Annotated in this window: 17 protein-coding genes; 9 read left to right on the forward strand and 8 right to left on the reverse strand. The window is 40.2% G+C overall.

The window, feature by feature from the left end; translation table 11 throughout:
* Together FTV17_RS07745 and tusA are read right to left on the reverse strand one after the other, a co-directional pair.
* A partial coding sequence (locus tag FTV17_RS07745) for a phage late control D family protein (RefSeq protein WP_179998828.1) occupies nt 1–871 on the reverse strand: 871 nt, incomplete at its 3' end.
* A 107-nt stretch (nt 872–978) separates the two neighbouring features.
* The gene (tusA, locus tag FTV17_RS07750; protein WP_179998829.1) at nt 979–1,236 is read right to left on the reverse strand and encodes a sulfurtransferase TusA; all 258 of its coding nucleotides are present in this window, start codon (nt 1,234–1,236) and stop codon (nt 979–981) included.
* A 200-nt stretch (nt 1,237–1,436) separates the two neighbouring features.
* Here tusA and FTV17_RS07755 point away from each other — a divergent pair, with 200 nt between their 5' ends.
* The gene (locus FTV17_RS07755; protein WP_092767211.1) at nt 1,437–2,276 is read left to right on the forward strand and encodes an HlyC/CorC family transporter; all 840 of its coding nucleotides are present in this window, start codon (nt 1,437–1,439) and stop codon (nt 2,274–2,276) included.
* Complete coding sequence (lnt, locus tag FTV17_RS07760) at nt 2,273–3,832, forward strand: apolipoprotein N-acyltransferase (RefSeq protein ID WP_179998830.1); 1,560 nt, start codon at nt 2,273–2,275, stop codon at nt 3,830–3,832. Before FTV17_RS07755 ends, lnt begins: the two co-directional genes overlap by 4 nt.
* Nucleotides 3,833–3,894: 62 nt before the next feature.
* On the opposite strand, the gene FTV17_RS07765 is transcribed toward lnt, so the two are convergent.
* The 3 genes from FTV17_RS07765 to gspF all read right to left on the reverse strand — a co-directional run bounded on the left by FTV17_RS07765 (nt 3,895) and on the right by gspF (nt 6,198).
* Entirely contained in the window at nt 3,895–4,227 is a 333-nt protein-coding gene (locus FTV17_RS07765) for a hypothetical protein (RefSeq protein ID WP_092767215.1), read from the reverse strand.
* Nucleotides 4,228–4,508: 281 nt separating this feature from the next.
* Complete coding sequence (gene gspG / locus FTV17_RS07770) at nt 4,509–4,946, reverse strand: type II secretion system major pseudopilin GspG (protein WP_092767409.1); 438 nt, start codon at nt 4,944–4,946, stop codon at nt 4,509–4,511.
* A 46-nt stretch (nt 4,947–4,992) separates the two neighbouring features.
* The gene (gspF, locus tag FTV17_RS07775) at nt 4,993–6,198 is read right to left on the reverse strand and encodes a type II secretion system inner membrane protein GspF (RefSeq protein ID WP_179998831.1); all 1,206 of its coding nucleotides are present in this window, start codon (nt 6,196–6,198) and stop codon (nt 4,993–4,995) included.
* Between the two features lie 152 nt (nt 6,199–6,350).
* Between gspF and FTV17_RS07780 the strand changes: the two genes are divergently transcribed.
* The 6 genes from FTV17_RS07780 to FTV17_RS07805 all read left to right on the forward strand — a co-directional run bounded on the left by FTV17_RS07780 (nt 6,351) and on the right by FTV17_RS07805 (nt 13,231).
* Nucleotides 6,351–8,573 (forward strand): primosomal protein N', encoded by a 2,223-nt coding sequence (locus FTV17_RS07780; protein WP_179998832.1) that lies wholly within the window; start codon nt 6,351–6,353, stop codon nt 8,571–8,573.
* Nucleotides 8,574–8,683: 110 nt separating this feature from the next.
* Nucleotides 8,684–10,564, forward strand: a complete 1,881-nt coding sequence (locus FTV17_RS07785; protein ID WP_179998833.1) for a monovalent cation:proton antiporter-2 (CPA2) family protein — start codon at nt 8,684–8,686, stop codon at nt 10,562–10,564.
* 50 nt (nt 10,565–10,614) lie between these two features.
* Nucleotides 10,615–11,490 carry an Hsp33 family molecular chaperone HslO gene (hslO, locus tag FTV17_RS07790; RefSeq protein WP_092767221.1) on the forward strand — a complete coding sequence of 292 codons (876 nt, stop codon included), beginning with the start codon at nt 10,615–10,617 and terminating at the stop codon, nt 11,488–11,490.
* 154 nt (nt 11,491–11,644) lie between these two features.
* Nucleotides 11,645–12,568: a DnaJ C-terminal domain-containing protein gene (locus FTV17_RS07795; protein WP_179998834.1), complete on the forward strand. Its 924-nt coding sequence runs from the start codon at nt 11,645–11,647 to the stop codon at nt 12,566–12,568.
* A complete protein-coding gene (locus tag FTV17_RS07800; RefSeq protein WP_179998835.1) occupies nt 12,565–12,891 on the forward strand; it encodes a chaperone modulator CbpM in 327 nt (108 codons plus the stop codon). The genes FTV17_RS07795 and FTV17_RS07800 overlap by 4 nt, the downstream gene beginning before the upstream one ends.
* Before the next feature lie 76 nt (nt 12,892–12,967).
* On the forward strand, nt 12,968–13,231 hold the full coding sequence (locus FTV17_RS07805; protein WP_179998836.1) for a YdcH family protein: 264 nt from the start codon (nt 12,968–12,970) through the stop codon (nt 13,229–13,231).
* Between the two features lie 82 nt (nt 13,232–13,313).
* Here the strand turns inward: FTV17_RS07805 and FTV17_RS07810 are convergent, their stop codons facing one another.
* The 3 genes from FTV17_RS07810 to rpsO all read right to left on the reverse strand — a co-directional run bounded on the left by FTV17_RS07810 (nt 13,314) and on the right by rpsO (nt 17,252).
* A complete protein-coding gene (locus FTV17_RS07810; RefSeq protein WP_179998837.1) occupies nt 13,314–14,546 on the reverse strand; it encodes a magnesium transporter CorA family protein in 1,233 nt (410 codons plus the stop codon).
* A 106-nt stretch (nt 14,547–14,652) separates the two neighbouring features.
* Complete coding sequence (gene pnp / locus FTV17_RS07815) at nt 14,653–16,740, reverse strand: polyribonucleotide nucleotidyltransferase (RefSeq protein WP_179998919.1); 2,088 nt, start codon at nt 16,738–16,740, stop codon at nt 14,653–14,655.
* 242 nt (nt 16,741–16,982) lie between these two features.
* The gene (gene rpsO, locus FTV17_RS07820) at nt 16,983–17,252 is read right to left on the reverse strand and encodes a 30S ribosomal protein S15 (RefSeq protein WP_035264047.1); all 270 of its coding nucleotides are present in this window, start codon (nt 17,250–17,252) and stop codon (nt 16,983–16,985) included.
* A gap of 249 nt (nt 17,253–17,501) precedes the next feature.
* Between rpsO and FTV17_RS07825 the strand changes: the two genes are divergently transcribed.
* Nucleotides 17,502–18,797 (forward strand): serine hydrolase domain-containing protein, encoded by a 1,296-nt coding sequence (locus tag FTV17_RS07825; RefSeq protein ID WP_179998920.1) that lies wholly within the window; start codon nt 17,502–17,504, stop codon nt 18,795–18,797.
* Nucleotides 18,798–18,852 lie beyond the last annotated feature (55 nt).

The following is an 18,852-nucleotide window of genomic DNA, read 5'->3' on the forward strand; positions in this document are numbered from 1 at the left end:
TGTCTTGGTGGTCACTGTGTTGGTGTTTGCTTTGGACTGAGCCTGCGCCTTCTTCTTGTTCGAGGGCTGTGGCTTGCCAGCGTTGTAGGTGGACTGCGGTGGGTTGTAGGCTGCGTTGTCCGATAAAGCTGGTGATGCTATCAAATTGTTCTGTCGCATCACTACGGTGGTAGCGGATGTTGCGTCTGTTAAGCGCTTGGTATTGGCTGTTGTCGTCAATCAGGCGGAGCTTTTGTGCTTCGATCAGGCTGTTGTTGCTCGGTACAATCGGTTGGGCTTCATCAATGAGCCAGTTAATGCCTTCACTGCGTAGTAAGCGAGTCAGAAAGTCGTAGTCGCTTTCGTTGCTTTGCATGATGAAGGGTCGGATGTCGTATTGTTGTTGTAGTCCACTGTGGTCTAGGCTGAGGCTCGAGGCAAAGAGTGGGCTTTTGTTTTGCCATTCTTCAAAGAGGATTTCGACCACTTCGACCACGGATTTGTTCATAAATACGCGGCTGTTGCGGCGTTTGTGCCACAGGCTGGTTGCATCGTTGAGCGTGAGTTTGTAGAGGGTCAGTGCCCCATCGCTTTGTCCTTGTGAAGCTTCGGTGATGATGCCTGTGGTTCTAAACAGGGTTCCTTGATCAGTGACTTGATCCACAGCGACTTGTGTGCCGATGAATTGTTTGAGTGGAATTAAGGCATTGGTCGAGAGACAGATGAGTTCTGCTTGCACGCCTTCGTTAAGGACATGGCTGCCATCGATGCGTTGTAGGAAGACTTGGCTATTCAGTTGTGAATGACTGAATTGGATGTGGAGGGCTCTGTTTTGGGCGGTTAGGCCGAGCTGTTCAATCGCACGCTGAATATTATTGATGAAATTCTTCATGTCAAAATGAGTTAATCATTATTATTTAGATATTCTTAACCCAAATTGTACACGAAAAAATCAATTTTAAACGATATGAATTGTTTCAATCGTTAATTCACGGCAGGCTAACCTTTTTTTACCAAATAATGAAACTCTTTGTTCCCATTTTCATCTAAACGTTCTTCTTGCAACAGCAATTCATGACCAAGATGCATACAGAATTTAGGAATATCCCAAGAAGTTGAATTATCTGTTGCAAATACTTCCACCACATCACCAGACTTAGATTTACGAATGGCTTGATGTAACATCATCACCGGTTCTGGACAACGTAAACCACGAGTATTCAACTGGATTTGAGGTTGAACTTGAGAATCAGACATTCAATATCGCCCTAAAAAGATTGGGCGATTATTTTATCATAATTCAATCTTTTCACTCCCAAATTCAGAAAAAGACTCCAAATACAGTGGTCTATGATCAAATAGATCATTAGGAATCAAAATTTTACCAATAGACAAGCGTATTTTCTTCGGTATGATTAAAACTTATTTTTTCAATTGAAGAGTCTTTAGGAAAGATCATGCAAGAGGAATCAGGTACATCGTGGGGTATGCGTGGCTTACGCAAATGGTTAGGCACAGCCCCAGAAACCCGAGATGAACTGTTAAAAATTGTACAAGATTCACGTCGACTACTCGAACCAGATACAGTAGCGATGCTCGAAGGAATCTTTGACCTTCCAGCGACTAAAATTCGTGAAGTCATGACGCCACGAACTTCAATGGTTAGCTTACAAGAAGATGATGAGTTATTGGATATTCTTGATGTTCTCATCGAGTCAGCACACTCACGTTTCCCTGTATTTTCAACAGATCAACCTGATAACGTCATTGGTATCCTTTTGGCAAAGGACCTCTTACCTTTCTTAAAAGATCGTGATTCGAAAGTAAATGTACATTCGCTGATGCGCCAACCGATCTTTGTGCCTGAAAGCGCGCGTTCTGATCAAGTGCTCCGAATGCTAAAAAACACTCAAACACATATTGCGATTGTGATTGATGAGTACGGTTCTACTTCGGGTTTAGTGACACTTGAGGATATTCTTGAAGAAATTGTGGGTGAAATTGAAGATGAACATGACAATGTCGATGAAGAAGCCAATTTCATTGTTCCAGATCAAACCAGCAACAGCAGCAACACGTGGTTAGTTCAGGCACTTACACCAATTGAACATTTTAACAATGTTTTAAATGCTGAATTTTCCGATGATGAAGTGGAAACTGTGGGTGGACTATTACTGCAAGAAATTGGTTTAGTCAGCGATCTTCAAGGCCAAGTGATTGAATTGGGAGATTGGGAATTTACCATTGTGGAAGCAGATGTCCGTACTATTCATCTGATTCGAGCTGTGCGTAAATGAGAGCCTATTTTCAAAAATTATTGAGTCCTTCAGAAAAACAAAAATCATTACCTTTCATTTACCCACTCCTTATCGCTTTAACAGCAGGTGCGACTTTTAGTCTCGCACTTGCGCCTTTTTATTGGTGGTGGCTGGCAATATTATCGCCAGCATTGCTATATGCCACACTCAGTAAGCGAAATACTAAACAAGCATTCCTCATCGGTTGGGCTTACGGTTTTGGTTTATGGTTTGTTGGTGCATTCTGGTTATACACCTCTATCCATGTGTATGGTGATACATCTGCGTTTTTAAGTGTCATCATGATTGCGATTATGGCCTTGGTGATGGGGCTATTTACTGCAATACAAACTTGGATATATCGTCGATTCTTTCCAGAAACACCACTTACTTTTGCCCCTTTATGGGTATTCTTTGAATGGGCAAAAACTTGGGTATTTACTGGTTTCCCTTGGTTATTTGCAGGTTATGCTTTTACCGAGCGCTTCTTAGATAGCTATGCACCTTTATTTGGTGTATTTGCCGTTTCTTTCGTGGTCATTCTCATTGCATCTGCACTTGTTGAAATCCTACGAAAACGCTACTTTTGGGCTATTCCAGTTTCAATTGTATTGCTAGGTGCATGGGGCGCATCCCATTTAACTTTTGTTGAAGAAAAAAAATCAGCACCGCTGAGCGTTTCTTTAATCCAAGGTAATATTCCTCAAGATTTAAAGTGGTTAACTGAGTATCAAGTAAAGACACTTGAAATCTATGCACAGTTAACACGATCAGAATGGGGACGTGACTTGGTGGTTTGGCCTGAATCATCTATCCCAATGTTTCAATCAGATATCGAACCATTTTTAGATGCAATGAATCAGCAAGCCAAAAGTACCAACACAGCTTGGGTAACAGGCATTCCTTATTGGGATTTAAATGAATCTAAGGCATTGGGTTATCCGCGTTATTATAACTCCATGATGGCATCCGGTGATGAAGCTACAGGCTTATATAAAAAACAGCGTCTCGTTCCTTTTGGTGAATATATTCCGCTGTCTGGCCTGTTAAGTTGGGTGTTACCTGCGCTTCAAAATGATCCTTCAATGAGCGGTTTTTCACGTGGTCCGCAGGATCAAGCTCCATTTTCAATTCACAACCACAAATTAGCTGCTGCGATTTGTTATGAGGTTGCCTATCCGAACCTAACCCGACGCAACGCACTAAATAGTGATTTCCTCGTCACCGTTTCAAATGATGCGTGGTTTACGGGTACGGCTGGTCCGTGGCAACATTTACAAATGGTACAAATGCGAGCAAAAGAAAATGGACGCTGGTTTATTCGTGCAACCAATACAGGTGTGACTGCTTTTATCAACCACAAAGGGGAAATCGTCAGCCAAGCCCCAATTGATCAAAAAGCGGTTCTTCGTGGTGATCTACCTGCAATGGAAGGGCAAACTTGGTATACGAGATTCAGTGATTGGCCAATATTAGGATTGTCATTGATTTTATTGGTGATGGGTTGGTTCTTTAGACCACGTGTTGTCGATGTCAGTTTTAAATCTCGTCGATAACACTTGGTTCAAATCAAATATACGTTCTATATCAAAAAAACCGAGCAAATATGCTCGGTTTTTTAAATTTGTGTTGTGAGGTAAGACAGCATTGCCATCAAACTCAACATCGGAATAGATCGATAAATTTTAATCAGCAGCGCTTCACATGTTGAAGATACATCAGACAGCGTCAAAACAGATGCTTTAAGTGCACTATAAAAACTTAAAATCGTAATCGCACTAAATACACTAATCGCCATAAATCCGATCATGATTTGACTGCTTGCATCTGCATTTGACCAAAGATCAATAAATAGATGACTAATAGGCAATAAGCTCAAAATAAGCAGTGCAGACTTGAGCACAGTCCAATGAAATAAATTGATTTCATCTGACAATATTAATGCTTTCATCATTCCCCCTTATTATCAAGCTAAGCTGTTGGCTCCATTATGCAGGGAAAAATTAAAATAAAAAGCCTAATTTTCTTCATATTTTCTGTTTCTTGTAACCATTAAATATGGGAATAATTCTTATTATAAATCTCAAAAACCAATTATTTATAAAAATTATAATTATCAAAAACTTAACCAGATAAAATCAAATAATAAAGATTATCACTTCACTCAATATTTATTAATTCGATTAAGTGAAGTGATTAATACCATGAATAGTTTTTAATAATGATTGTCATTTATGGTGTGTAAAAGATATCAGCATCATTTCCTTCACCACCCTGCTTTCCATCTGCGCCGAATGAATAAAGATCATATGCACGACCTTCCGAACCAGGAATCACATATTGCAAATCATTATCCCAGCTATCTTTAGGATAACCACCCTTCACATAACCACCAGGTAACCAATTTTTTGCTGAAGCTGGTTGATTGACCAAGGCATCCAAGCCACCATCTTGCATCGATGGATATTGGTTGTTGTCTAATTTGTATTGATCTAATGCACCTGCAACACCTTTCAGCGTAATGATTGTGGTATCAACCTTCGCTTTCTCACCACGACCCATGACATTAGGCACAATCAGTGCTGCAAGCACACCTAAAATCACAATCACCACCATCACTTCGATCAGGGTAAAACCAGATTGTTTTCGCATTTTCATCTTGTTTCGCATGTTTTCACTCGCTATTTCATTCATTATTAGAATTTATTGAATCTGTTTAAATCATATTGTTCATGTTGACGATTGGCAACATGACAGCAATCACGATCACCAATACAATCGCAGCCATTAACACCAACATTAGTGGTTCCAACAACGCCAATAATGTTGAGATCAATGTAGTAACCTCTCGATCTTGCATCGTCGAAGCTCTTTCTAACATTCGATCCAACTCACCCGAGGCTTCACCACTTTTGATCATTTGCACCATCATCGGTGGAAAATAACCACAGCGTTCAAGTTGCGTCGCCAAATTTCCACCCTCTGTGACCTTTTCAGCCGCGACATTGACTGCATCTCGAATAACCCAATTGCTACTTACTGCTGCACCAATTTTCAACGCGTCGACCAAAGGAACACCAGATTGCGTTAAGATAGATAAGGTACTTGAAAAGCGGGCGGCATTAATACCTCGTGATAGTTTTCCAAATAATGGCAACTTCAATGTGAGACGATCAAAAGCATAATGTCCTGCGGCAGTCCTTAAAAAACGCACCAATAGAAAGAATCCCAACGCCGATGCAACCAATACAAATGGCCAAGCTTGACGTATAAAATCACTGGCTTTCATTAAAGCAACCGTAATCCAAGGTAGCGCATCTTTACTTTGATCAAAAGTTTTAACGATGTCTGGTACTACATAGGTCATGAGTCCCATTACGATACCGAAAGACATCAACATCAAAATAATAGGATAAATCATTGCACCTTGAATCTTCTTTTGCATCGCAAAGCGATTTTCAGTGTAATCAGCCAATTGATCGAGAATAAGATCTAAGTGTCCTGATCGTTCACCAGCAGCAATCGTTGCAATATAAAGTTCAGGGAATCTGCCAGATTGTTGCATCCCTTGAGCCAAGGAATGACCTTCTAAAACCTTTGATCTTACAGATAACATCAAATTTTGCACGTGAGCTTTTTCGCTTTGTTTGGCAACTGCTCTTAATGCTTCCTCAAGTGGGATCCCCGCAGCAACTAATACGGATAATTGGCGAGTCATCAAAGCTAAGTCATAAGCTGTAAATTTTTTTTGAAAAATACCACCAGTTCGATGCTTGTCTTTTTGTTCTACAGCATCAACTTGTACTGGAATCCATTGTTTATCCCGAAGCTGTTGTCGAATCTGTCGGGCTGAATCACCTTCTAGCACACCCTTTTGCTGCTTTCCTGAAGCATCGATGGCAGTATATTGATATGCGGGCATGATAATGCTCTAATTTTCCTAATTATGATGTCTTAAGAGTTGCCTTAGACCGTTCTCTTCATTCATATTGATCACTTGCAACAACTTGAACACTCTATCACAAGCATTGGTTATCCACGATAAGTTTTCACCATATTGATTGACGACTATATATGACAAATATTTCAGAATTAAGCCAAATTGTTTATCGAGTGCGCATCGCGGTGCCAGTTTATCTACATGATTGTTTTGATTATGAAGTTTCTGCAGAACAATACCAAACTATACACATAGGTTGCCGTGTTCTTGTTTCGTTTGGTCGTCAAAACTTAGTCGGAATCGTACTTGAAAAGATCGCACCGGAAACGCCATTAGATCCGAAAATCAAACTGAAATCCATCACTGAAATCTTGGATCTACAACCCATACTCAATGCTACGATCATTCAGCTCGCGCAGTGGTCTGCTCAATATTATCAATTTCCCATTGGGGAAGTCATGCATACCACTTTGCCGACATTTTTAAGGCAGGGTAAACCCTATAATTTATTAGCTCACTCTTGGAAAGTTTTAAATTTAGACGCTGAAAAGAAAGTGGCTCGATCTTTAAAACAACAAGAGGCTTATAAAATATTAAAGTTACATCCGCAAGGGACTGCCGAGACAATACTGAATTTGAGTGGTGTGGAAACAGCAACATTAAAAGCGCTTGAAAAGAAAGAAATCGTCGAATGTGAATTGATTCAACAGGACTTTAGTCCTGAACCTGTACAGCTGGCTCAAATGCCATTGACTGGAAATGATGATCAAAAAAAAGCTATTCAATCCATTTTAAAAGCACAAAATCGCTATCAAGCATTTTTACTCGATGGTTTAACTGGAAGCGGAAAAACTGAAGTTTATTTGCAAGTCATGCAAGAGGTTTTACAAAAAGGTCAGCAAGTATTAGTACTGGTACCAGAAATTGGCTTAACCCCTCAAACTATCAGTCGGTTTCAATCTCGCTTTCACTGCAATATTGTCTTGTTGCATTCCGGACTGAATGACACAAAGCGCCTCCAAGCTTGGCAATATGCTCAAACAGGGAAGGCCTCCATTATTCTTGGTACACGCTCTGCGATTTATACACCCATGCCAAATTTAGGGCTCATTATCTTAGATGAGGAGCATGACCTGTCATTCAAACAACAAGAAGGTTTTCGCTACCATGCACGTGATGTTGCTCTCTATCGCGCTTATTTAGAGGAATGCCCCATTGTCCTTGGCTCAGCAACACCAAGTATTGACTCATATCATTTGGTGGAGCAAAAAAAATTAACGATTCTGAAACTCGATGAACGTGCTGCAGGTGCAAGCTTACCTAAAATTCATTTAATTGATCTAAAGATTGCTCAAAAACAGCATGGTATAAGCGAACAACTTATTAAAGAAATTCAAAAAAGACTCAATCAAGAAGAACAGGTACTGATCTTTTTAAACAGACGTGGTTATGCACCTGTCCTGATCTGCGAAAGCTGTGGATGGCAAGCCAATTGTCCCCATTGTGATGCACATTTTACGCTTCATAAAAAACCATATGAGCACCTGCATTGCCATCACTGTGGGACAATTAATCGACTGCCTGATCAATGCCCCTCTTGTCAGCAACAGACCTTGAAGCCGATTGGAATGGGCACGGCAAAAGTTGAAGAGAATTTACAACTTTTATTTCCAGACTTCCCTGTGGTCAGAGTAGATCGTGATTCCACGAGCCGTGTCGGGAGTTGGCAAAAAATTTACGAGCAAATTCATCAAAGTAAACCGATGATTTTACTTGGTACGCAAATGTTAGCCAAAGGTCATCACTTTCCGTATGTAACCTTAGTTGCAATCTTAGATATTGATAGTGGCCTACTCAGTGTTGATTTCAGAGCAACGGAACGAACTGCCCAATTGATTGTTCAAGTTGCAGGGCGTGCAGGACGAGGTGAAAAAAAAGGTGAGGTTTATCTACAAACTTTACGACCAGATCACCCTCTCCTCAACACGCTCATTAATAAAGACTATCGTGCTTTTGCTCGTGAAACACTTCATGATCGTCAAGCTGCTTTACTCCCTCCAATGCGCTATGCAGCATTAATTCGTTGTGAATCGCGTAGTCAGGAAGAAAATCTCAATTTTTTAACCAATATGACACAATCGCTCCAACAACATACTGGTGAGCTGATTGAGATATGGGGTCCAATTCCTGCGCCAATGGAGCGAAAGGCTGGGCGCTATCAGGCACATGTGGTTTTATTGTCATCAGATCGTGCAAAAATGCATTTCTATATACGAGAATGGTGGCCATTCGTGCTTCAACAAAAACCTTCAACGATGAAGCTCAGTATTGATATAGATCCTCAAGAGCTAAGCTAATCATGAATAGAGTTAAATTATCAAAGTCGAAGACCTGAATTAAATTTACACAGCTAAAGCAGACACGATTACAATTTCATCAGTCCAACATTCCACTTTAGGGAAGGCCAATGCCATTGTTGTTACAAATCACAATTTTTCTAGCTGCCGCATTAATTCTTGTTCCACTTGGAAAAAAATTTGGTATTGCGACAGTCTTAGGTTATTTGTTTACAGGAATATTACTTGGTCCAAGTGCATTGAATGTGACCAATGATGCCGAAACATTAATGAAATTAGCTGAGTACGGCGTGATTTTTTTGATGTTCTTAATTGGCCTTGAATTACGCCCTCAGCGCTTGTGGAATATGCGTCACTCTATATTTGTGATTGGAAGTGCTCAAGTCTTGATCACAGGTATAATTCTTGTCGCAACCATTTGGCTGTTCTTCCAACAGCATCTTGCTGCTAGTGTCGTTATTGGCATTGCCCTTGCTTTATCATCTACAGCATTTGTCATGCAATTACTTGCAGAAAAGCAGCAGCTGAATACCGCGCATGGTCAGCAATCTTTCTCTATTTTACTGTTTCAAGATATTGCCGCTATTCCTTTACTCGCCCTGATTCCCTTACTCGCGGGAAATCAGTCTACACATCATGGTATTGCTTATTTTGCCGCTGTTGTTGCAACGTTTACTGGCTTATTTTTATTTAGTCGCTATGTAATGCGACCATTTTTTAGATTCATTGTACAGAGCGGTGCAACGGAACTCATTACGGCTGCTGGACTCTTCATTGTTTTAGCTGTCGTTCTGTTTATGGATATGCTCGGATTAAGCACCACGCTCGGTGCTTTTCTGACAGGTGTGTTACTCGCGGATTCTGAGTTTCGCCATGAACTGGAATCGAGCATTCAACCCTTCAAAGGTTTATTACTCGGTTTATTCTTTATGAGCGTAGGCATGATGACACCGATTGATCTCCTCGTAGATCAGCCGCTATTCATTTTTGGTGGGGCATTCGTGCTGATCATCATAAAAATATTAAGCATGGTTGCAATCGCGCGATATTTTAAATTTCAATGGAAAACCAGTGTATTGATTGCCATTTGTCTTGCTCAAGGAGGAGAATTTGCCTATGTGATCTTAGCTGTTGCGAATACCGAAGGTTTAATTACTCAAGCAGTGTTATCCCCTACGATTCTGATCATTGCAATTTCGATGGCACTCACCCCTGTCATTTTCTGGCTTGCACAACGATGGCTCATTCCATATCTTGATCGAAAGACTGATAGCGCTGAAGATGTCCCATTACCAGACACTCATTCGACATTAATCATTGCAGGTTTTGGACGCGTCGGACAAATAGTGGCGCGCGTTGCTTATCTCAATCATGTCAGCTTTACAGCCATTGATAATAATTTAGAAAAAATTGATTTTGTGAGAAAGTACGGTGGTAAAATTTATTATGGAGACGCCTCCTCGCCTGATTTATTGAGATCTGCAGGCATCGAGCATGCTAAGGCCTTTGTACTTGCTGTAGACGATGTAGAAATGTCGATGAATATTGCTCGCCATTTACGTTTGAATTATCCAACGCTCAAACTTATCGTCCGTGCCCGTGATCGACATCATATGCATTTACTCAAAGACTTAGGCATTGAGCATATTTGGCGTGAAACTTTTCTCTCTTCACTCGGTATGGCATTTCGTACCTTAACCGCATTAGGTTTAAGTCAAGAACATGCTCAACATAGTATTGAAATATTTAGGGACTATGATGAGCGTCTATTAGCTGAGCAACAACGCATCTATACGGATGATCAAAAAGTCTTTGAAAGCTATCGAAATTTCTTAGCGGAACTCGAACAAATTTTTGAAAATGATGCGCAACAACATCAACCACTTTCAGAAAGTTTAGATGAAACCATTGATTCTGAAGTAAGTTCTATAGAACGACGTGCTAAGCACTCGCAAAACCAAATTAATGTTTGTCGAGATGAAGAATTTTAACTTGTGATTTACAATATCGTCACCATCTAGACAGGGATTTGGAGAATTTTATGTCTGATTTACGTCAACGTTTTTTTATTGATAACAGCCCTGTTCGTGGTGAAGTCGTACATCTTGAAGATGCGCTTAAAACAATTTTAGCGCAACGCGCCTATGCACCTGCGATTCAAATTTTATTGGGCGAAATGCTCAGTGCGACTGCATTGTTGGCCAGCACACTTAAAATTAAGGGACGTATTAGCCTCCAAATTCAAGCTTCTGGCACCTTAAAATGGGCTATGGCTGAATGTAATCACCTCGGTGAAGTACGCGGATTAGCTGAATATGAAGCTGATCCACGTTTTGAAGAAGCATCAGACAGCAGCATCGTTCTGAAAACTTTGGTCAGTCCAGTTTTATTTATTAATATTGAACCTGAATTTGGCGAACGCTATCAGGGTATCGTGCCTTTAGATCAGCCGAATTTAGCTAAATGCCTCATGCAGTATTATGATTTATCTGCCCAAATCCCAACCAAGATCGTTTTAGCTAGTACTGCTCAACGCGCTGGTGGTCTTTTAATTCAATTGTTACCGCGTAACAATGATGAAGAGCAGCAAAAGGTTGATGAAGATATCTGGCCTCGTCTAACCATGCTCACTGAAACTTTAAAAACAGATGAACTTACTGAGCTGGATGCGCAAGAAATTTTGTATCGCTTATATAATGAAGAAGAAGTCAGACTACCTGAAGCTGAACAACTTCAATTTGGCTGTACATGTTCTAAAGAGCGTTGCTCTACAGCATTAATTCAGGTGGGTGCTGAATCTGTGCGTGAAATTTTAGAACAACAGAACCCTATTACCATGGACTGTCAATTCTGTAACACTCAATACAGATTTACTGCTGAAGAAGCACTCGGTCTATTCGGCGAGCACCTCAGTTAATCCTTAACAGTTCTCTTCGAAAATCAGCAAGTTTTACTTGCTGATTTTTTTTGATTGTAAGAAATTGAAACAATTATTCACCATCTGAACATATTGTAGTCTTCGAAAGTCTGCTCATAATGATTAAAAGTTAATCAACGGTTATTTTTGCTTAATGGCAAATAATTATTATGAGGAACTCGGACTAGATCGCGATGCGAGTCCTGAGGAAATAAAAAAATCATATCGAAAACTGGCTCGGAAATACCATCCCGATATCAGTCAAGCACCTGATGCCGAAAAAAAAATGCAGGCGATTAATACTGCGTATGACACATTAAGTGATCCTTTAAAAAAACAAGAGTACGATCAACAACTCGATCAGTTGAATAGTCAGTCTCCTTTCTCGGATACTGAAAACCATACAAATCATGAATTTTCTGGCTTTGAAGATTTGTTTGGGCGTTTTGGAACAGGTTTTGGTGGAGGTTATGCACAGCGCTCACACCAATATAAATCCCAGCCAATTCGTGGTGAAGATCAACATGCCAGTATAGAAGTGCCCTTACAAGTCGCTTTTGAAGGTGTCACTCAATCCATCCAATTGCGTATACCCACTTTTAATGCATATGGACAACCTGAAGTTCAGCGAAAAACCCTTGAAATTAGAATCCCGAAAGGGATGAAAAACGGTCAACAAATTCGACTCAAAGGTCAAGGACAAGCTGGTTTATCGGGCGGTGAAAATGGAGATCTTTATATACAGATCCATTATCAAACCACTGACAGCATATATGTCGATCAGGCAGACATTTACTATCACATTAACATTAGTCCTTGGGAAGCTGCTTTAGGCCAAGACATCGAGCTAAAAACCCCCTCTGGAAAGATTAAAGTCAGCATTCCTCAACATACAATTTATGGCAAACAACTCCGTATTAAAGAAAAAGGGATTCCCTCTTCACCCCCGGGACACCTTTATCTAATCCTGAATATTGTTTATCCAAAAGCAGAATCCCCGCAGCAAAAACAGGCATATGAGCAATTTGCTCAAGCATTTACACATTTCAACCCTCGTGATGAAGGAGGTGAATCATGACAACGATTCAGTACCGAGAAGTGTACAAAAATGGATATTTAGAGGCTGAAATCATTGATGAACAATATATTTTTGATTTAAAGCATTTTGCCCAAGCATGTGGACAAAGTCCTGAATGGGTTTTGCAATTACTTGAATATGAGATTCTACCTGCTCGTTCTGAGCAAAAAATCCATCAATTTTTTGGTGAAGAACTTACTCGAGCACGGAGAGCTTATCGCTTGCAACGGGATTTTGAAGCAAGTCTCCCTGCCGTCGCCATGATGATGGATCTGATAGATGAAGTACAACAATTGCGCAAGCAAGTGAAATACTTCAAATAAAGCAAGCCCACATAAATGCATGTACTGTTACATGCATTTATTTTTTATTGATTAGAATGAAAGGATTAAACCATCAATGAAAGTTAAAGAATGCAATAAAAAGCTGAAAAACCTTTTCCCTGAGTTCCGTGAACTTATTCAGCCTTTAAGAGAAGAAAACCCTCACTTCGCTAAAATTTTCGAGGAACATGAAACGCTAGATCATGAAATTACGCATTTGGAACTAAATCCAGTTCATGTAATTAATGATGATATTGAGTTTCTAAAGCGAAAAAAACTTAAATTAAAAGATGAAATGTATCGTTTGCTCAAACAAGCGCAGACGAACCTTACCCAGTAATTTCAATTTAATATTATAAAATAACGGTGAATCTGGCACTTATCATTCTGACTTAAAGCATAAGTGCCTTATATGACGTTGACTATTTTAATCGAGTCCAACGTCCCATTTCTCGGAGCGTACCTTTCAATGTTTTTTGAATCGGTTCATACTCCAAAAATGCAAACAAACCGAGTTGTTGCTGCTGGTTTTGTTGAGCCAACAATTCCATCACACTTTTTTCACCGCGCCCGACCATTTGTCTACGATAAAAATACCAAATTAACAAAAGTGTTGTCACACACATGGCTGTGATCATATACCAAAAGCCATTCGGTGAGTTTAATCCTGGAATAAATTCAAAATTCATTCCGTAAATACCTGTAAGAAGAGTCAGTGGTGCAAATACAGCGGTGATAATTGCTAAAATTCTCATATTTTCATTGGTTTGATTGGCCACTGCTGAAAAGTGCAAATCGATGGCGGCTTGTACTGCATGGTTTAACCGAACACTGTGCTTTTGTATTCTTTCAATATGGCTAATTAAATCATCCATTCGGACGAGCATTAAATTTTGCTTCTCTGCCTTACGTTTAGCTTTAATATGATGATAATTTTCGACAATTTCATCTCTTAATTCTTGTAGGCATTCAACCTGTTCTTCACACAAATTTTCAACTTGTTGAAAAGCGGTGATCTCTTGCAGCAGTTGATTCCATCGATTAAATTTTTGATTTCCTTGTAATAGTTCTTTTTGCCAAAATTCCACACGTTTGGTTAGTGGCACACGTAAACCTAAATAGCCATCCACCATCATATTCAGTAATCTAAGCACAATATCTACAGGACTCTGTGCTAATTTTCGTGGAATATTTTGTTGCTCTATAGGTCGTGTTTGAATCGCCTGCACTCTTTCAAGATATGTTTCAAATACACGATTACCTCGTTCATGCACTGTGATTAAAACATTTGATGTCATGACAAAACTTACCGGCGTTGTAACAATGTCCGCAGTTTGTTGTTCAGCTGAATGACCATTCTGAATTTGAATGTGGTCATCTGGGGTGATTAATTTTTTAAAGATCAACAAATCATAATCATCTAATGCATCAAATACGCAAGGATGCTCAAGGTTTTGAATATCTTTAAGATGAAATTCGTTCAACAGAATTCCAGTGTTCTCAAAAATATATCGTTGCCACGTCTCTGTATTTTGAATCAATTCGTGGCGTTCAAAACTCAACCATATAAATTCTGCATCAACATCAGTCGATAATGCTTCACTCAGATAAATATACCCGTCATCTTGATGATAATAATAATTAAACTTTTGCATTTTAGTTATTTTTAAATGAGAACATTTTGATCATGCCATAAAAAAAGCCTTGTGTCGCACTCGTTTAAACGAAGCACCACACAAGGCTTAGAATTAGCTTAAATGATTAAGCTTGTTCAATGTCTTTCATTGTAAGTTTGATACGACCACGGTTATCAACATCCGCAACTTGTACCTTAACTTCTTGACCTTCAGTAAGAACGTCTGTCACATTCGCAATACGCTCGTTCGAGATTTGTGAAATGTGAAGCAAGCCATCAGTACCAGGAAGGATATTGACGAACGCACCGAATTCAACGATACGAATGACTTTACCTGTGTAAATTGTACCTGGTTCAATTTCTGCTGTAAGCGCTTGGATTTTCGCTACTGCAGCCATTGCCGCTGCTTTAGTTTCACCAAATACACGTACTGTACCGTTATCTTCGATATCGATCGCTGCTTTGGTTTCTTCAGTGATTTGACGAATAGTTGCGCCGCCTTTACCAATCACGTCACGGATCTTATCAGGATTGATGCTGATCACTTGGAATGTTGGTGCGTGCATTGAGATTTCAGGACGAGCACGTGAAATCACTTGATTCATTTCATTCAAGATATGCATACGACCTGCATACGCTTGATTCAATGCAACTTCCATGATCTCTTCAGTAATACCTTCGATCTTGATGTCCATTTGAAGTGCAGTAATACCGTTTGCAGAACCTGCTACTTTAAAGTCCATGTCGCCAAGGTGATCTTCGTCGCCTAGAATGTCTGAAAGAACTGCGAAACGTTCACCTTCTTTCACTAGACCCATTGCAATACCTGCAACTGGCGCTTTAAGTGGAACACCTGCATCCATAAGTGATAAAGAAGCACCACACACAGACGCCATTGAAGACGAACCATTCGATTCAGTGATGTCAGATACGATACGAATCACGTACGGGAAGCGATCAGCTGGTGGAAGAACTGCTTGAACACCACGACGTGCCAAACGACCATGACCAATTTCACGACGTTTAGGACCAGATTCACGACCAGTTTCACCTACAGAGTATGCAGGGAAGTTGTAGTGAAGCATGAAGTTATCAGTCTTCGTACCTGCAAGGGTATCCACCATTAATGCATCACGCGTGTTACCCAAAGTTGTTGTTACAAGTGCTTGAGTTTCACCACGTGTAAACAATGCAGAACCATGAGCGCGATCTAATACGCCCACTTGTACGTCGATTGCACGAACAGTTTTAGTATCACGACCATCAATACGTGGCTTACCAGACAAGATGTTGTCACGTACTGTACGGTATTTAAGGTCTTCGAATAATTCGTTCACTTCATCAGTAAGACCAGTTTCGTCATTTTCTGGAACGAATTGAGCAATCGCTTCAGCATGAAGTGCATCAAGTGCTGCATAACGGTCTTGCTTAACCGCAATCGTGTATGCTTCAGAGATTTTCGCTTCAAAAGCTGCTTTCAATTGACTACGAAGGTCTTCGTTTTTCGCTGGAGCAACCCAGTCAGATTCCTTCGCGCCAGCAGCTGCAGCAAATTCTTTGATCGCTTGAATTGCAATTTGCATTTCGTCGTGACCGAACAATACAGCACCAAGCATTTGGTCTTCTGAAAGTTCTTTCGCTTCAGATTCAACCATAAGAACAGCAGCTTCTGTACCTGCAACCACAAGGTCAAGGTCAGATTGAGCAAGTTGTTCATGACTTGGGTTAAGAACGTATTCACCGTTAATTAAACCAACGCGTGCAGCACCAATTGGACCACGGAAAGGTGTACCTGCAATTGCGAGTGCAGCAGAAGTACCTAACATTGCAGCAATATCAGCTTCCATAGTTTTGTCAGATGATACAACTGTTGCAGTCACTTGGATTTCGTTGTAATAACCTTCTGGGAACAACGGACGAATTGGGCGGTCGATCAAACGTGAAATTAAAGTTTCAGCTTCAGATGCACGGCCTTCACGCTTACCATAACCACCTGGGATACGACCTGCAGCATATTGTTTTTCTTGGTAGTTAACAGTCAATGGGAAAAAGTCTTGACCTGCTTTCGCAGTCGGTTGAGCAACAACAGCAACCAATACAGTCACACCACCCATGGTAATCACTACTGTATTTGCTTGACGCGCCACACGGCCTGTTTCAAGCACAACTTGGTGCTGACCGAATTGGAATTCTTTACGAATAATATTAAACATCGACATGTTCTATTTTTTCCTGATTTTATTCTAGTGGAGACCCCTAAGGTTTGGCATTCACAACACAGGTTTTAAATGACAAAGCTTAGAAGCCGACCTCACTAGAAACACTATTTTTAAACACAAAGAAGGAGCGAAACTATTCGCCCCTTCCCCATGATCTAGTCGAAACTAGATCGCCTTTAGTTTTCAGCAATACAGCATTCAACATGCAATAATCCGAAAATAAAGTTTAAATCGAATTAACGACGTAAACCTAAAGCAGCAATCAAATCGCTGTAACGAGTAGCATCTTTACCTTTAAGGTAGTCAAGAAGCTTACGACGTTGGTTAACCATACGGATAAGACCGCGACGGCTATGGTGGTCGTGTTTGTGCTCTTTGAAGTGACCTTGTAAGTCATTGATTTGAGCAGATAAAAGAGCTACTTGAACTTCTGGTGAACCAGTGTCGTTTTCAGCGCGAGCAAATTTAGCAATGATCTCTGCGCGATCTGCGTTTGTTAAAGCCATTCGATTTCTCCGAGATGCTTATTTAAAAGTATTTGATACAAATCAATGACGCTCTTCAAAGCGGAATTGACTGCCGTGCATCACTACAGCAGCATGCTATTTTAAAGGAACCCCCCTCAAAAAGCAAAATTATCCGCTCAATAACTTCTGACAGAAACAATCATCAATTCATGTCGTTAAAGATACTGACTTTTGTTTTTTGGCAGGGCAAACTTGCCTGTTATAAAAACAATGAAACATGGAATGAACGTGAAATTACTCTCTACAAATACGTGCATAGCACCAAAAGACTTAACTACGATCACTCGTCATAAAGACGAAGTTGCGCCAGAACTTGGGGGAATGACGCAACAGCAAATTGATAAAATTTGGCACAGTGTTGAAGCACTTTATCGTACTGGCAATCATCCAATGATCAGTATGTGTTTACGTCGCAAGGGTCAGATATTAATTAATCGCAGTATTGGTTACACAGAACTTGGTCCAAACTATCAAACAGATCCTTCTAAAGTTGCGACACCAGACACACCGGTCTGTATGTTTTCTGCCTCTAAAATCGTTAATGCCATGTTAGTGCATTTGTTAGATCAACAAGGGAAAATTAACTTATTTGATCCTGTGAGTCGCTATATTCCAGAGTTTGGCGTTAATGGTAAACGACGCGCCACCATATTTCATTTGTTATCACACCGTGGCGGTATTCCTAAAATTGAAACTGAAGTCACTCCAGAGCTTTTATTTGATCGTCAAGGGATCCTAGAGCATCTTTATGCAGCAAAACCGATTGCACCCGTAGGCTCACAACTCTCTTATCATGCTGTAACTGCTGGATATATTTTAGGAGAATTGGTTGAACGTGTGACAGGACAAGATATTCGTGACTACTTACACGAACATATTGAAAAACCAATGAATTTACCTTTTTTCAACTATGGTTTAAAACCTGAATTGCGTCATCTCGTCGCAAAAAATTACCCAACTGGGATTCACCCTGTTTTGGGGACTGACCTATATCTCAATCGTGTATTAGGCGGCGGATTGCAGCTAGCAGTAGATGTCACCAATGATCCCCGTTTTATGGATACCGTCTGTCCTGCAGGAAATATTTACACCAGTGCTGAACAAGCCAATCGTTTTTTTGAAATGTTACTCAATGGTGGTCGTTATCAAGACCAGCAAATTATCAATTCAGAAACGGTTTTCAGAGCAACACTCCCTACATCCAATACAACAATAGACCGCAACCTTTTAGCACCTATGCGTTATGCACTTGGTCCGATGTTAGGTAGTAATCCAATCGGTATATTTGGCCCAAATACTGGACAAGCTTTTGGTCATCTAGGTTTCTCAAATATTTTATGTTGGGCAGACCCTCAACGGGATATCAGTGTATCGTTCTTAAATACAGGGAAATCTGTGTTAGGCACACATTTAGCCGCTTTAGCAAAAGTGCTATATCAAATATCCAACCAATGCCCAAGTATTCCTAAGGAAAAAAGACGCGCGTTATTCGGAACTGATCAATCTGAAACTGAACGTGTTTAATATCAATGTAAAAAAGGCATCATTTAGATGCCTTTTTTTAAAGTTTTCATCTATT

The sequence above is a fragment of the Acinetobacter sp. YH12239 genome (assembly GCF_013417635.1).
In the GTDB taxonomy this organism is placed as follows: Bacteria; Pseudomonadota; Gammaproteobacteria; order Pseudomonadales; family Moraxellaceae; genus Acinetobacter.

What these genes read in the sequence shown, in the direction of transcription:
- tusA (WP_179998829.1), bottom strand. Translation starts at nt 1,236, where the DNA reads ATGTCTGATTCTCAAGTTCAACCTCAAATCCAGTTGAATACTCGTGGT.
- FTV17_RS07755 (WP_092767211.1), top strand. Translation starts at nt 1,437, where the DNA reads ATGCAAGAGGAATCAGGTACATCGTGGGGTATGCGTGGCTTACGCAAA.
- lnt (WP_179998830.1), top strand. Translation starts at nt 2,273, where the DNA reads ATGAGAGCCTATTTTCAAAAATTATTGAGTCCTTCAGAAAAACAAAAA.
- FTV17_RS07765 (WP_092767215.1), bottom strand. Translation starts at nt 4,227, where the DNA reads ATGAAAGCATTAATATTGTCAGATGAAATCAATTTATTTCATTGGACT.
- gspG (WP_092767409.1), bottom strand. Translation starts at nt 4,946, where the DNA reads ATGCGAAACAAGATGAAAATGCGAAAACAATCTGGTTTTACCCTGATC.
- gspF (WP_179998831.1), bottom strand. Translation starts at nt 6,198, where the DNA reads ATGCCCGCATATCAATATACTGCCATCGATGCTTCAGGAAAGCAGCAA.
- FTV17_RS07780 (WP_179998832.1), top strand. Translation starts at nt 6,351, where the DNA reads ATGACAAATATTTCAGAATTAAGCCAAATTGTTTATCGAGTGCGCATC.
- FTV17_RS07785 (WP_179998833.1), top strand. Translation starts at nt 8,684, where the DNA reads ATGCCATTGTTGTTACAAATCACAATTTTTCTAGCTGCCGCATTAATT.
- hslO (WP_092767221.1), top strand. Translation starts at nt 10,615, where the DNA reads ATGTCTGATTTACGTCAACGTTTTTTTATTGATAACAGCCCTGTTCGT.
- FTV17_RS07795 (WP_179998834.1), top strand. Translation starts at nt 11,645, where the DNA reads ATGGCAAATAATTATTATGAGGAACTCGGACTAGATCGCGATGCGAGT.
- FTV17_RS07800 (WP_179998835.1), top strand. Translation starts at nt 12,565, where the DNA reads ATGACAACGATTCAGTACCGAGAAGTGTACAAAAATGGATATTTAGAG.
- FTV17_RS07805 (WP_179998836.1), top strand. Translation starts at nt 12,968, where the DNA reads ATGAAAGTTAAAGAATGCAATAAAAAGCTGAAAAACCTTTTCCCTGAG.
- FTV17_RS07810 (WP_179998837.1), bottom strand. Translation starts at nt 14,546, where the DNA reads ATGCAAAAGTTTAATTATTATTATCATCAAGATGACGGGTATATTTAT.
- pnp (WP_179998919.1), bottom strand. Translation starts at nt 16,740, where the DNA reads ATGTTTAATATTATTCGTAAAGAATTCCAATTCGGTCAGCACCAAGTT.
- rpsO (WP_035264047.1), bottom strand. Translation starts at nt 17,252, where the DNA reads ATGGCTTTAACAAACGCAGATCGCGCAGAGATCATTGCTAAATTTGCT.